Annotated in this window: 13 protein-coding genes; 11 read left to right on the top strand and 2 right to left on the bottom strand. The window is 45.7% G+C overall.

Annotated elements, in window-relative coordinates; all coding sequences use genetic code 11:
- Nucleotides 1–189 precede the first annotated feature (189 nt).
- The 6 genes from I8U27_RS02300 to I8U27_RS02275 all read left to right on the top strand — a co-directional run bounded on the left by I8U27_RS02300 (nt 190) and on the right by I8U27_RS02275 (nt 4695).
- Nucleotides 190–1371: a M20 metallopeptidase family protein gene (locus I8U27_RS02300; RefSeq protein WP_181750116.1), complete on the top strand. Its 1182-nt coding sequence runs from the start codon at nt 190–192 to the stop codon at nt 1369–1371.
- Between the two features lie 88 nt (nt 1372–1459).
- Nucleotides 1460–1909: a CBS domain-containing protein gene (locus I8U27_RS02295; protein WP_181750117.1), complete on the top strand. Its 450-nt coding sequence runs from the start codon at nt 1460–1462 to the stop codon at nt 1907–1909.
- Between the two features lie 133 nt (nt 1910–2042).
- Entirely contained in the window at nt 2043–2393 is a 351-nt protein-coding gene (locus I8U27_RS02290) for a cupin domain-containing protein (protein ID WP_181750118.1), read from the top strand.
- A 128-nt stretch (nt 2394–2521) separates the two neighbouring features.
- Nucleotides 2522–2998, top strand: coding sequence for a stage V sporulation protein AC (gene spoVAC, locus I8U27_RS02285; protein WP_181750119.1), 477 nt, complete (start codon nt 2522–2524; stop codon nt 2996–2998).
- Nucleotides 2999–3015: 17 nt separating this feature from the next.
- Nucleotides 3016–4047: a stage V sporulation protein AD gene (gene spoVAD / locus I8U27_RS02280; protein ID WP_181750120.1), complete on the top strand. Its 1032-nt coding sequence runs from the start codon at nt 3016–3018 to the stop codon at nt 4045–4047.
- Between the two features lie 6 nt (nt 4048–4053).
- Nucleotides 4054–4695 carry an SGNH/GDSL hydrolase family protein gene (locus I8U27_RS02275; protein WP_181750121.1) on the top strand — a complete coding sequence of 214 codons (642 nt, stop codon included), beginning with the start codon at nt 4054–4056 and terminating at the stop codon, nt 4693–4695.
- Here the strand turns inward: I8U27_RS02275 and I8U27_RS02270 are convergent.
- Nucleotides 4692–5534: an HAD family hydrolase gene (locus I8U27_RS02270; RefSeq protein ID WP_181750122.1), complete on the bottom strand. Its 843-nt coding sequence runs from the start codon at nt 5532–5534 to the stop codon at nt 4692–4694. The two genes, I8U27_RS02275 and I8U27_RS02270, sit on opposite strands and share 4 nt — an antisense overlap.
- A gap of 41 nt (nt 5535–5575) precedes the next feature.
- Between I8U27_RS02270 and I8U27_RS02265 the strand changes: the two genes are divergently transcribed.
- From I8U27_RS02265 to I8U27_RS02250, 4 genes are all read left to right on the top strand, one after another.
- Nucleotides 5576–5728, top strand: coding sequence for a hypothetical protein (locus tag I8U27_RS02265; RefSeq protein WP_198065822.1), 153 nt, complete (start codon nt 5576–5578; stop codon nt 5726–5728).
- Nucleotides 5725–5910, top strand: a complete 186-nt coding sequence (locus tag I8U27_RS02260) for a hypothetical protein (protein ID WP_181750123.1) — start codon at nt 5725–5727, stop codon at nt 5908–5910. The genes I8U27_RS02265 and I8U27_RS02260 overlap by 4 nt, the downstream gene beginning before the upstream one ends.
- Nucleotides 5911–6005: 95 nt before the next feature.
- Entirely contained in the window at nt 6006–7100 is a 1095-nt protein-coding gene (locus I8U27_RS02255) for a S8 family peptidase (protein WP_181750124.1), read from the top strand.
- Nucleotides 7101–7248: 148 nt separating this feature from the next.
- Nucleotides 7249–7599 (top strand): YhfC family glutamic-type intramembrane protease, encoded by a 351-nt coding sequence (locus I8U27_RS02250; RefSeq protein ID WP_181750125.1) that lies wholly within the window; start codon nt 7249–7251, stop codon nt 7597–7599.
- A 136-nt stretch (nt 7600–7735) separates the two neighbouring features.
- On the opposite strand, the gene thiM is transcribed toward I8U27_RS02250, so the two are convergent.
- The gene (gene thiM / locus I8U27_RS02245; RefSeq protein WP_181750126.1) at nt 7736–8554 is read right to left on the bottom strand and encodes a hydroxyethylthiazole kinase; all 819 of its coding nucleotides are present in this window, start codon (nt 8552–8554) and stop codon (nt 7736–7738) included.
- 276 nt (nt 8555–8830) lie between these two features.
- On the opposite strand from thiM, the gene I8U27_RS02240 reads away from it, so the two are divergent.
- Nucleotides 8831–12685 carry a glycoside hydrolase family 2 TIM barrel-domain containing protein gene (locus tag I8U27_RS02240; RefSeq protein ID WP_181750127.1) on the top strand — a complete coding sequence of 1285 codons (3855 nt, stop codon included), beginning with the start codon at nt 8831–8833 and terminating at the stop codon, nt 12683–12685.
- Nucleotides 12686–12727: the final 42 nt, after the last annotated feature.

The following is a 12727-nucleotide window of genomic DNA, read 5'->3' as shown; positions in this document are numbered from 1 at the left end:
TCATTCCGGATTAAAATTCCTGAACAGAATCATGTAAATGTTGAAATAAGGGTATTTTTTATGGGCACTATCTTTTGAATTCCTAATATCCAAGGAAAGGTATGTATATGTGAAAATACCCCCTTTTTAGCCTCTTTAAAGTTTTCAAGTTATAATAGAGACAATACAGCGTGGGGGAGAGGTGGAAATATGGAAGATTTAAAAGAAAGGATTGAGCTCCTTTTTCCACAATTGGTTGAGTGGCGCAGGAATTTTCATAAATATCCGGAGCTTTCATTTCAAGAGGCTCGCACTTCACAGCAGGTGGCTGAGTTTTTGCGCGGCTTAGGGCTTGAGGTTCGGACCGGAATCGGAGGGTATGGAGTGACAGGGTTATTGCGCGGCAAAGAACCCGGCCCCACTGTTGCTTTGCGTTCTGATATGGATGCTCTTCCCATTCAGGATGAAAAAACATGTGAGTACCGTTCACAAGTTCCCGGAGTGATGCATGCCTGCGGACACGATGGCCATATGGCGATGCTGATGGGTACTGCGTTATTATTGACGGAAATGAAAGAATCCCTTAAAGGGAATGTTTTATTTTTATTTCAACACGCGGAAGAGTTGTTGCCCGGTGGAGCGGTCCGGATGGTGGAAGAGGGCGTTCTTAAAGGAGTGGATGTGATCTACGGGATTCATCTGTGGTCACCGATGCCAACAGGAGTCGTCGGAATCAGGGAAGGAGAGCTGATGGCAGCTGCCGACTCATTTGAAGTGGAGATTACCGGAAAAGGGGGACACGGGGCATTGCCGCATGAAGCGGTTGACGCAGTGGCAATTGCTTCCCACGCAGTGGTCAATTTGCAAACGATCATCAGCCGGCAGTTAGACCCTTTAAAATCCGGAGTGATTACAGTGGGTACGATCGAGGGAGGGCAAGCGTTTAATGTGATTGCGGAGAAGTGCCGGCTAACCGGTACTGTTCGCAGCTTTGACCCCGGAGTCAGGGAACAGCTGGCCCGTCGAATGGAGGAAGTGATTCAGTCCACTTGTCAGATGTACGGGGCTGATTATCGTTTTAATTATCTCTGGGGCTATCCTCCTGTCGTCAATGATTCAGTTGAAGCACGCCGTTTGGCGGAAGTTGCCCGCCAGATCAATGATCCGGCACAGGTGTGGGAAATAATGCCGGTGATGGCGGCGGAAGATTTTGCCTATTATCTGCAGCAAAGAAAAGGAGCCTTCTGTTTTGTCGGCGCGGGCAATACCGATCTTGGCATCACTGCACCCCATCATCATCCAAAGTTTGATATTGATGAAAAGGCGATGAAAACCGGAGTAGAGCTCTTTATCGAAACAACTCTCCATTATTTACAGGAAAACAGCGTTTAAATGAAAAATTTACTTCGGATTCTGCTATAGAATACCAGGATGTTATCTCCTCGCTTTGGATATGATAAGCACAGAGGAGGGATATTTTATGAGTCAGCTGAGAGATATTATGAGTACAGACCTTTGTTATTGCTCTCCACAGGATAACATCTATGAAGCAGCCAGTTTGATGAAGACCTACAATGTGGGGATGATTCCTGTTGTTGAGAATGGAGCTCTCAAAGGAGTAATCACCGACCGAGACCTTGTTATCCGCGGGATTGCTGAAAGAAAGCCAAATTCGATGACTGTCGGTGAAATCATGTCCGACCAGGTGGTTTCCGCCACCCCTGACATGTCCGTCGATGAGGCGGCCCAACTCATGGCGGATGCTCAAGTTCGCCGTTTGCCTGTCGTAGAGAACAACCAGTTGATTGGCGTGGTATCCATCGGTGATATGGCCGTGCGTCAACCTTACGAGAATGAAGCAAGCCAGGCTTTAAATGAGATCTCCGAAACACATAATCCCAATGTATCAAGTGATGTTCAGCTCAGGTGAACGGAAGCTGTCGGTTAGCCGGCAGCTTTTTTGTGCAAAGTTTTTTTGCTTGCAAATTTTTTCATAAAGGTCTTGAACCCCCCATTGTATTCAAGGTACAATGATGCCAAACATTTTAGGGGGTTTTTATAAAATGAATAAGCCCTATGTCATCCGTACGGGTGATCGGGACAGCATTCCTATGGGATGCGGGGTCAAAATCAGTTATTTGAGAAAAGCTGCCGGTGAATACAGTGTTTTGTTACAAATGGAATCCGGCGGCCAATTTCCGGTACATGAACATATTGGCGGCGAAGAAATTTTTGTGATTGACGGTCAAGTGAAAATTGGGGATTATGAATTAAACCGTGGCGATTATTTTTATACCCCGCCCGGGTTTAGCAAGGCGGTAACCACCCGGACAGGTTGCACTTTACTCATCTGCTCAACAAAGGGGATTGAAGCAGAGAGTAAATTTTCTACATACAGCCAATCAATAAAATAACAGTGAAATCAAGGATCGGGAGAGCATCAAACAGAGATGCTCTCTTTTATTTGTTTACACGAATAATTGCACTGTACAATTCGCACGATATTAAATGAGCAATGAATGTGAGTGAGGAGCGAAACCCGATGAGTTCCAACAGATCCTCAAGCAAGGAAAAGCAACGGGAAGAAGCATATCAACAACTGATAAAAAAACACCGTCCCAAACCAAAAGTGTTTACCAACTGTTTGAAGGCTTTTGTGGTAGGGGGACTCATTTGCATAATGGGTCAAGCACTCATGTTGATGTATATCAAAGTATTTGGATTTCAACCAGACAAAGCGGGTGATCCTACTTCGGCAACACTTATTTTTATTTCTTGCCTGTTAACCGGGATTGGCGTCTATGACCGGATCGGACAATGGGCCGGAGCTGGCACGGCCGTTCCTGTAACCGGCTTTGCCAATTCTATTGCCTCTTCCGCTCTGGAGCATCGGGCGGAAGGCTGGGTGCTCGGAGTTGGGGGAAATATGTTCAAATTAGCGGGAGCGGTGATCGTATTCGGTACCGTCTCCGCTTTCATCATTGGTATCATTCACACCCTGATGGAGATGATCAAGTGATTTGAGGGGATAGTGAAATGCCTGGGCAAAGAAGAATCGGACGGAGCACATGGGTATTTCAAAATGATGTGCGGATTATTGCGAATGCGGCCGTGGCGGGTCCCATGGAGGGTGAGGGAAAACTGGCCGGCAGTTTTGATCTTGTCTACGGGGATTTATATGCAGGCCAGGATACCTGGGAAAAAGCGGAGCGAAAAATGCTTGAAGATGCTGTGGAAACGGCAATTCAAAAAGCAAAACTCACCAGACGGGAGATTGATGTTTACCTGGCAGGAGATCTTTTAAACCAAAATATCAGCGCATCCTTCTCCGCCAAAAAGTCGCAGATCCCCTTTCTCGGTGTATCCGGGGCCTGTTCTACCTCGATGCTTTCTCTCTCACTGGCTGCCGCCCTGGTGGACGGTGGATATGCCGGATATGCTGTTGCCGGGGTAAGCAGCCATAATTGTACGGCGGAAAAGCAATTTCGCTATCCGACGGAGTACGGGGGTCAAAAACCTGATACAGCCCAATGGACAGTATCGGGAGCAGGTGTTGCCATCGTCGGTATGGGCCGGCAGGGTCCCAAAATTTGCTATGCCACGATTGGCACGGTAATGGATTTGGGGATCAAAAACCCTTTTGATATGGGTTCGGCGATGGCCCCGGCAGCAGCTAAAACGATACAGACCCATTTTGAGGATACGGGAAGGACACCTGAAGATTATGATTTAATTGTCACAGGTGATCTGGCTTCGGTAGGCCATCCTATTGCCCGTGAGCTTCTGGAAAGTGAAGGGTATCACATGGGTGAACATTTCCAGGACTGCGGACTTATGCTTTATTCCGCTGAACAAGAAACATTTGCAGGAGGCAGCGGGTGTGCCTGCAGTGCGATTGTCACTTACGGACATTTGTTAAAGCAAATGGCACAGGGCCGCTATCAGCGGATTCTTGTCATTGCTACAGGAGCACTGCTCAGTACGCTCTCTTACCAGCAGGGAGAAGCGATTCCCTGCATCGCCCATGCTGTCTCTTTCGAGATGAATGATAAAGAGAAAGGAAGGTAAGGATGGATGACAGACAATCGGTGTACACCTGTTTCCTATTTGGCTCTGGGGGACTCATTGACTGAGGGGATTGGTGCCGTCAGTCCGGAACAGCATTTTGTGGCACAATATTTTCGCCATCTCCAACACTCGGATCACTGCCAAATGCGCAATTGGGGCGTCTCGGGGATGAGGTCTTCTGAATTGCTCAACCTTGTCAGCAACTCCGGTATCATCCGGCTTTTGCCGCGTCTTTCCCATCTTTCAATCACCACCGGCGGCTGTGATTTTATCGAAATGTATGAGAGCGGCCCCCTGTCTTTGAAAAAAATTTTGGGAACGATTCGCAAAGTGCAAGACAATGTAAAGCAAATTCTGCAAGTGGTACGCAACCACAATCCGCAGGCAAATGTATATCTGTTGGGCTTTTATATTCCTCTGCCGGCTTACGAACTGGGAGTGAAAAAATCTTCTTTATTCGTCAAGTCGATGAATCAAAACTATGAACAGTTATGCAGAAAATTTGGCGTCAACTTCATAAACCCTTTTGAAACTTTTTACAAACGGTTTGAATACTTCTCCGATGAAGTTCATCCCAATCAACAGGGATACGACCAGCTGGCACAACTCTTTATTCGGTCCAGTCCCCACCCGGTCGCTATCTCTTAACAAAACTTTTTTCTCATCTCTTTTTCCAGCACGGGGAGAAGCTCGTCCAATGATGCTAGAATATAGTCGGGAGTCACATGATCCAGTGTATGGAATGATGAGCCTTCTCTCTGCAAACGCCGTTGAAGCAAAGATTTGACTTCGGGGTGGTTCTTTCGTTCCTCTGCCGGAATGTCCCGCCAGGCGATGGGAAACTCTCTGTTAATCCAAACAGAGACAGCCCCGGCCAGGTTTGCCCCGAGGATATCCTGGTCTAAACGGTCCCCCACATGGATCAGCTTCCGGCGGCACCCAAATTGGAAAAATTCCGGTTGCGGTTTCGCCAGTTGTATTTCTTCCGGAGTATAGAAAGCCTGAAAATAAGGGGTAATTCCCAGACAATCGGTAACGGGCCGCTGGTAACAGGCAAAGCCGTTGGTAGCAACAACCATTGGAATATCACGTTGTTTGAGTTGCTGAAGTGTGGGCAAAACATCGCTGAACAGCCAGACCTTCCCCGGAACGGCATGCTTTTGCACAAGTTCCTTTATGGAAACCTGACAGGCCCATTTTTGTTGTTGGCCAACGGTCTGCAACATATTGTCCCAGTCGTACGCAGAGGCAAACTGCCCCTGTCCCAATCTTTGCGTATGTTCTTCGTTCAGCCACTGCCTGACTGTTTTTTCCCCGGAAGGTTGGAGTAAATCATTAAGCTCGGGAAATACATATTGCCGGAATGGGTTTTTCATCAAAGTATAGTCCAAATCAAATGAGACAAGGATTTCATTTGGCGGGTTCATCCCCATGCTCCTTTTCTTGTTTTTAGTTCTTTTCTCTTTTTCAACTTTTTTAAAACCCATCATTAGCCGCCCGTCGACAAATTGTGGAAGGAGCCATGGGTATGGTGGAGATGGCTTTAAAACATATGGAAGGCAATGGTGTTGTACAGTTGGATGAGGAACGAAAAGCTGCTATGGTCAATAATTTGCTGGTCGCCCTGGTATCAGAAGGAGAAACCCATCCGGTCATTAACACCGGAACCCTGTATACATGAGCAGTACAAAGAAGCGGTTTCTTCTTCGGATCGAGCCTGAACTCTATCAGGCACTTGAAAAATGGGCGGCAGATGAATTTCGCAGCGTAAATGCGCAAATGGAGTATCTCCTGAAGGCGGCTGCACGTAAAGCGGGGAGGTACCCGGCAAAAACAAAACAGCCTGATGAAAGGGAGCAATAGACGGAGTCTTTCTAAAAATCAATGAAATACTCGTGAATAGAGTCCGAACCTTTTCACCTCTATATTCATAACTAAGAATAAAGAGGTGATTTTTTATGTCCGGTGAACATTTACCAGGTTTATATACATTTGTTTATCGTTCCACCCCCAGGCCTGACCGTATTAGAGCGGCAGGCGGAACGGTTCGCTATATCAGCAAATACAGCCCTACAGTGACTGCCTCCATAGCCGGTTCGAAACTATTGAAACTGAAAAACGATCCTGATCTGTTGCATATTGAAAAAGACCAAACTCTCTCGTTGCCTTTTTACAGAGTAGAAAAAGTAATTGCCACCGCAAAAAGCTTGTCAAACAGAAAGTTATCAACCCAGACGGTTCCCTGGAATATTATCCGCGTCCTCGGCCGGGCACGTTTAAACGGCGGCAAAGGGATCCGGGTCGGGGTGATCGATACGGGGATTGATCTCAATCATCCTGATTTGGCTGCCAATATCAAGGGCGGTGTCAATTTTCTCGCCCCTTCCGGCCCGCCGCAGGATACGAACGGGCACGGGACACATGTGGCCGGGATTATCGGCGCTATAAACAATCATATTGGTGTTGTCGGAGTAGCTTCCAAAGTATCACTATATGCCATTAAAGTATTAAATTCTTCGGGCACCGGTATACTGTCTAACTTGATCCGGGGAATTGAATGGGGAATCCAACATCGAATGCATATCTTAAACATCAGCATCGGTGGGGGAAAAAATATTCAACCGGCACTTGTCCAGGCGATCCGGGCTGCGATCCGACGGGGAATTCTCATCGTTGCCGCTGCAGGCAATGACGGCAATCCTTCAGGACGGGGTGATACAGTAGAAGTACCGGCGAGGCACCCTTCTGTCATTGCAGTCGCTTCGTTGAATAAAAATAACACCCGTGAAACCTATTCAGCAACGGGAAATTCCATTGATATATCAGCTCCGGGGACCAATATTTTGAGTACGTTTTCACAAAAACGCTATGCCGTCTTAAAAGGAACCTCTATGGCAACGGCCCATGTTTCCGGTGTGTTAGCTCTGTTGCGACAATCTTTTCCCAGCGAATCTCCACAGAAGTTAAAACAGATCTTATTGAGACGGGCCATTGACCTGCCTCCCAAAGGATTTGATCCTTTTACCGGAGCCGGTTTAGTACAGGCACTGTAAATACAGCCCAGTTATTCACAATGAACCAGTTTAGAACCGATCCTTTATATGAATCGGTTCTTTCTATTTCTCTATTATACATCGCTTTACTATATATAGTGAAACGATGTATAATAAATTAAAAAAGAGGAAGGGAAGTTGAAAGAAAATGATCAGCAACATCACAATTGGCAGTATGGTTGTACAAGTAGTCGTTTTGATTGTTTTTGTTGTTTCCCTTTTTATATACCTGAAACGAAGGGAAAATCTTGCTTATAAACCGCTATGGATTGCCCTCTCGTTAGTTGTGTTACATAGTGTGAAAGAAAGAAAAATCAGCCTGCTGTTTTTAGCCATCTTCCTTCATACGTTTATTGACCTTTTTGTAGGACTAGATGCCGGAGGAAAGTTGAACTTTTTTGTCACGGAGGCGATTGTGAAAATATTTGGAGTTTTGTCTGTCATCAGTATCAAAAAATCGAACAAATGGTTTAAAACGTCCAATCTCGTACAGCTTTGAGTGGACTCTGTCAAATGATTCACTAAAGACTAGTCAATAGATTGGTGTGGATGAATCTAAGCCAGCCCTGCCATCGGGTTCAATTAAAAAGCGGACAAGGGGATTCCACTGGCTGAATCCCCTGTCCGCTTTTCGCCTACCTGACCGTAACTCTGGCACGTTTATTTACACGTTCGCCTTCAAGCTTAAAAAGAGCATCAAACAGAGCTGCCTGGAAAGTGCCGGGTCCGTTTGACTTCTCAGCAGCTAGTTCACCGGCCACGTTATAACAGGTTAAAGCAGCCATACTCGCTTCGGCAAAGGATTTCACATCCGCCTCTTTTCCTGCTATCCCCGCAAATGCACCAAGAATGGCAGTTGCCATGCATCCTGAACCGGTGATTTTTGTCAGCAGTTCATGTCCGTTATGAAGCTGCCAAATTGTATCTCCGTCTGTAACCAGATCCGTTTTTCCGGTTGCAATGACAACACAGTCTTTTTTCTTTGCATATTGTTTCATAAAATCGCCAAGGCTGTCCGTGGCGGAGGCAGCATCCACTCCTTTCACTTCACCGCCGGCCCCGAGCAATACCCCGATTTCAGCCGCATTTCCACGCAAAACTGAGATGTTCAGTTCCTCGGTAATTTTCTTTGCAACCTCGTTCCGATAGGGGGTGGCACCCACTCCAACCGGGTCAAATACAACCGGCACCCCCGCTTCATTCGCTGCCCGCCCGGCAATCAGCATGGCCTCGACAACAGCTTCATCCAGGGTTCCCATATTCAGTGAAAGCCCGTTCGCAATCCCGGCCATATCGGCAACCTCTTCCTTCGCGTACGCCATTACCGGTGAAGCTCCCAGGGCCAACAATGCGTTAGCTGCTATATTAGTCACTACAAGATTTGTAATATTGTGCACCAGCGGCCGTTCCCGGCGAACCTTCTCTAACCATTTTGCCGAATCAACTGTATCCATAAAGCGCCTCCTTTAGAACGAGCCTGATTTGATATGTAAAAAAATAAATTACAACACAATCATACCGATCTTTTTTTGTCCTGTCAGGCTGATGGGGCTGGCATTATTTTAAAAAATTCCCATGAAAAGGGATGAAGGGTGAATAATTAGAAGAGTCATTCAATTGGTCATATCAACACTGGTATTTGTGTGATATAATAATGAAGGTGCAAAATCATCGATAACCTCTGTATTTTATTAATTAATTATTTTTATTAAGAATAAGGAGGGAAAGAATTGGGGTTTAAAAAAATTGTACCGTTGGTGTTGTCAGGATTTATTTTATTTGGGACCAGCACCCTTACACATGCCGATGAAGGAAATACCGATTTGGAATGGAGTAATAAACCTGAGACGTTTCAAGTGAATCGGGAGAGTGCTCATGCAACGTTGATGCTTTACAAAGATATAAAATCTGCAATCAAAGACGAGCCGGCCGAGTCGCCCTATTTCAAATCCCTCAATGGAAAGTGGAGGTTTCATTGGTCAAAAAATCCGGGTGAAAGGCCTGTGGACTTTTACAAAGAAGAGATTAAGGTTAATCATTGGGATGAGATTCCGGTTCCAAGCAATTGGCAGCTGGAGGGATACGGAAAACCGATTTATTTAAACCAGGAGTACCCCTGGTCTGGTTATGAACCTGCAAATCCTCCACATGCACCGGCTAAATACAATCCTGTCGGTTCATACCGCCGTGAATTCACAATCCCCGGAGACTGGAAAGACCGCCAAGTATTCATTTCTTTCCAGGGGGTAAAATCTGCCTTTTATGTATGGGTAAACGGACAGAAAGTGGGTTACGGCGAAGACAGTTATACTCCCGATGAATTTAACATTACCAGGTATCTCAAAAAAGGGAAAAATACACTTGCTGTAGAGGTATACCAATGGTCTGACGGAAGTTATCTGGAGAACCAGGACATGATTGATTTGAGCGGTATATTCCGCGATGTATATCTGTATTCAACACCAAACATTCATATGCAAGATTTAACTGTAAGGACTGATCTTGATCAAAAATACCAGGATGCCAGGTTAAATGTAAAAGTGGATGTTAAGAAATATAACCACGGCAAAAAAGAAAGTTCAAAACCATATAAAATCGAAGCAATGCTGTACGGTCCCGACAACAAACCGGTGTTTGCTGAACCGGTTTCGATGAATGTATTGTTGAACGGCCGGAGTGAAGTGGCAGCAGAGACAGATCAACTGGTTAAAAATCCTTTAAAATGGTCAGCAGAACACCCGAACCTGTATACACTTGTATTATCCTTAAAGAATGATTCCGGAAAAACGATTGAAATTGAGAGTACAAAAGTTGGTTTCCGTGAGTTTGAATTGAAAGACGGACAGATGAAAATAAATGGAAAGCCGATTGTATTCAGAGGGGTTAACCGCCATGAAATGGATCCCTATAAGGGTCAGGTGATGACCAGAGAAAGAATGATTCAGGATATAAAGCTGATGAAGAAGTTTAATATCAATGCGGTCCGTACCGCCCATTATCCAAATGATCCGTTATTTTATAAACTGGCTGATCAATACGGCCTTTACATCATGGATGAAGCCAACCTTGAGCTCCATGACGGCAGAAAAATCATCTCCGGCAGTGACCCGCAATGGACTGCTGCTTATTTGGATCGGATCCGCAATGTGGTTGAAAGAGATAAGAACCATCCTTCCGTATTGATCTGGTCACTGGGGAATGAGGCGGGTTCAGGAGAAAACTGGGAGAAAATGGCCGATTGGGCCCGTCAACATGATCCCACACGTCTCGTCCATTATCAGGGGCAAAACAGTATTGCAGACATTCAAGGGATTTTTTATCCAAGTGTTGAAACTGTCGAAAACTACGGAAAATCAGGAAGCCAGAAGCCTTTAGTTTTGACTGAATATGAACACGCGATGGGCAACAGTCTGGGGAACATGTCTCACTACTGGAAAGTAATTGATAAATACCCCAACCTCCAGGGAGGATTTATCTGGGACTGGGTAGATCAAGCCTTATGGTGGCCGCCGAACAGCAAGTATAAGGAAGGATATTTTTCTTACGGCGGTGATTGGGATAAAAACGATCCGACTGACGGGATCTTCTCAAATAATGGTCTGGTATTGCCCGACAGAACGATCCAGCCTGAGCTTCACGAGGTTAAGAGAACCCATCAAGAGGTTGAAGTGGAAGCAGTCGATCTCAAGAAAGGGATTGTGAAAATAAAGAATGAATATCTCTTTACAAACGTAAATGCATTTCAGGCAACATGGGAACTGAAGGCGGATGACAAAGTAATCCAACGGGGGAATTTGTCCAATCTGAATGTTGAACCGTTGACAGCGAAGGAAGTGACACTGCCGTTAAAACAACCTGTATTGAAACCGGGAGCAGAGTACTGGCTGAATATCAGTTTTACATTACCTGAGGGTACCTCTTGGGCACCCAAAGGGCATGAGGTGGCAAGACAGCAGTTTAAACTTCCATTTGGGACACCCGAAGCACCTGAACTTGATCCGGAAAAGATGCCTTCGCTTCATGTGGACAACTTGGACAAACAGGCAACCGTAAAAGGGAAAGATTTTGAGGTTGTATTTGATAAAGAGAAAGGAACTGTTTCCTCATTCAAATATAATGGAAAAGAAATGTTTAAAACCGGTCCGGTTCCGAATTTCTGGCGGCCGCCCAGTGATAACGATACATTTAACGGCATGAAAGAGAGAACAGGTACCTGGCGCGATGCCGGACGTAATATGAAGGTTGAAGAGGTTACAGTTCGCAAGATTAACGATAAAGCTGTGCAAATCCGCGTCAACGCAACACTCCCGACATTGAAAGAATCCAGATACAAAGCTACCTATATCGTTTACGGCAGCGGGGATATTGTCGTAAGAAGCACGCTGGCACCAGGGAAAGGACTTCCGGAAATCCCGGCAGTCGGGATGGAGCTGACGATTCCCGAAGAGTTTGAGAATTTTTCCTGGTATGGCCGCGGACCGCAGGAAAACTACTGGGACCGCAATACCGGAGCTGATGTCGGGGTTTATAAGAGTACGGTTGATGAACAATTTTTCCCGTATATTAAACCCCAGGAGTCAGGAAACAAAACGGATGTCCGCTGGGCCACTTTAACAAACAAGAGCGGCACGGGGCTGATAATTTCTGGCCAGCCGCTGTTGGAAATAAGTGCGCTTCATTATACTGAGGAAAATATTGAAAATGTCCGGCATCCCAATGAATTGACCCGTCAGAAGGACATCACCCTCAACATTAACTATAAGCAGATGGGTGTCGGTAACAGCTGGTCGGAAACCGCACTGCCGGAATATATGCTTTACGCTGACAAGCCGTACTCCTATATCTATCGTTTAAAGCCGATCACAAAGAAATTGTCTCCGATGGAACTGAGCAAAAAACAAGTTAAACTTGATCTGTTAAAAGATGTGAAGCTTGACGGGAAGTCACTCGATGATTTCCATACGGATGTTACGCATTATAATGTAACCTATTCCATGGGGGCCAGGGATACTGCACCGATCGTTGAGGCCATTCCGGTTAGTGACAACATCAAGGTGGAAATCACGCAAGCAGAAGAATTGCCGGGGCGGGCTGTGATCAAAGTTGCCTCATCCGACGGCTTCCTGAATGAAACCTATACCATTGATTTTAAAGTTGTTCCTTATTCGTACCTGAGTGATCTTGATTGGGAGAGCGCGTCAGCCGGTTGGCGAACGGTTCAAAGAGACAGTTCGATTGAAGGAAATCGAATCACGCTTCTTGGTGATGAGGGGGAAATTACTTTTGAAAAAGGGATCGGCACTCACTCTCATTCAGAAATTGTCTATAACCTTACAGATAAAGGATATCAACGGTTTGAGTCTTACGTGGGAGTAGACAGGGAAGATACACAAGGAACAGTTGTTTTCCAGGTCTGGGCCGATGGAACAAAGATTTACGACAGCGGTAAAATGACAGGAAGCACAAGAGCGAAGTTTATAAGCGTTGATATCAGCGGCAAGAAGCAATTAAAGCTTGTTGTCACTGACGCAGGCGATGGGAATGGACATGATCATGCCGATTGGGCAGATGCAAAATTTAAGTAACAGATACCTTTGCAGTTAAGTGAAATGCGGGGATGAAAATTT

Origin of the sequence: Paenactinomyces guangxiensis (assembly GCF_016055185.1) — a bacterium.
Lineage (GTDB): Bacteria > Bacillota > Bacilli > Thermoactinomycetales > Thermoactinomycetaceae > Paenactinomyces > Paenactinomyces guangxiensis.
This window is presented reverse-complemented; position numbering and strand designations above follow the sequence as displayed.

Excerpts from the sequence above, each read along its gene's own strand:
- I8U27_RS02300 (WP_181750116.1), top strand. The coding sequence starts at position 190 with ATGGAAGATTTAAAAGAAAGGATTGAGCTCCTTTTTCCACAATTGGTT.
- I8U27_RS02295 (WP_181750117.1), top strand. The coding sequence starts at position 1,460 with ATGAGTCAGCTGAGAGATATTATGAGTACAGACCTTTGTTATTGCTCT.
- I8U27_RS02275 (WP_181750121.1), top strand. The coding sequence starts at position 4,054 with ATGACAGACAATCGGTGTACACCTGTTTCCTATTTGGCTCTGGGGGAC.
- thiM (WP_181750126.1), bottom strand. The coding sequence starts at position 8,554 with ATGGATACAGTTGATTCGGCAAAATGGTTAGAGAAGGTTCGCCGGGAA.
- I8U27_RS02290 (WP_181750118.1), top strand. The coding sequence starts at position 2,043 with ATGAATAAGCCCTATGTCATCCGTACGGGTGATCGGGACAGCATTCCT.
- spoVAC (WP_181750119.1), top strand. The coding sequence starts at position 2,522 with ATGAGTTCCAACAGATCCTCAAGCAAGGAAAAGCAACGGGAAGAAGCA.
- I8U27_RS02260 (WP_181750123.1), top strand. The coding sequence starts at position 5,725 with ATGAGCAGTACAAAGAAGCGGTTTCTTCTTCGGATCGAGCCTGAACTC.
- I8U27_RS02270 (WP_181750122.1), bottom strand. The coding sequence starts at position 5,534 with ATGGGTTTTAAAAAAGTTGAAAAAGAGAAAAGAACTAAAAACAAGAAA.
- I8U27_RS02265 (WP_198065822.1), top strand. The coding sequence starts at position 5,576 with ATGGTGGAGATGGCTTTAAAACATATGGAAGGCAATGGTGTTGTACAG.
- spoVAD (WP_181750120.1), top strand. The coding sequence starts at position 3,016 with ATGCCTGGGCAAAGAAGAATCGGACGGAGCACATGGGTATTTCAAAAT.
- I8U27_RS02250 (WP_181750125.1), top strand. The coding sequence starts at position 7,249 with ATGATCAGCAACATCACAATTGGCAGTATGGTTGTACAAGTAGTCGTT.
- I8U27_RS02255 (WP_181750124.1), top strand. The coding sequence starts at position 6,006 with ATGTCCGGTGAACATTTACCAGGTTTATATACATTTGTTTATCGTTCC.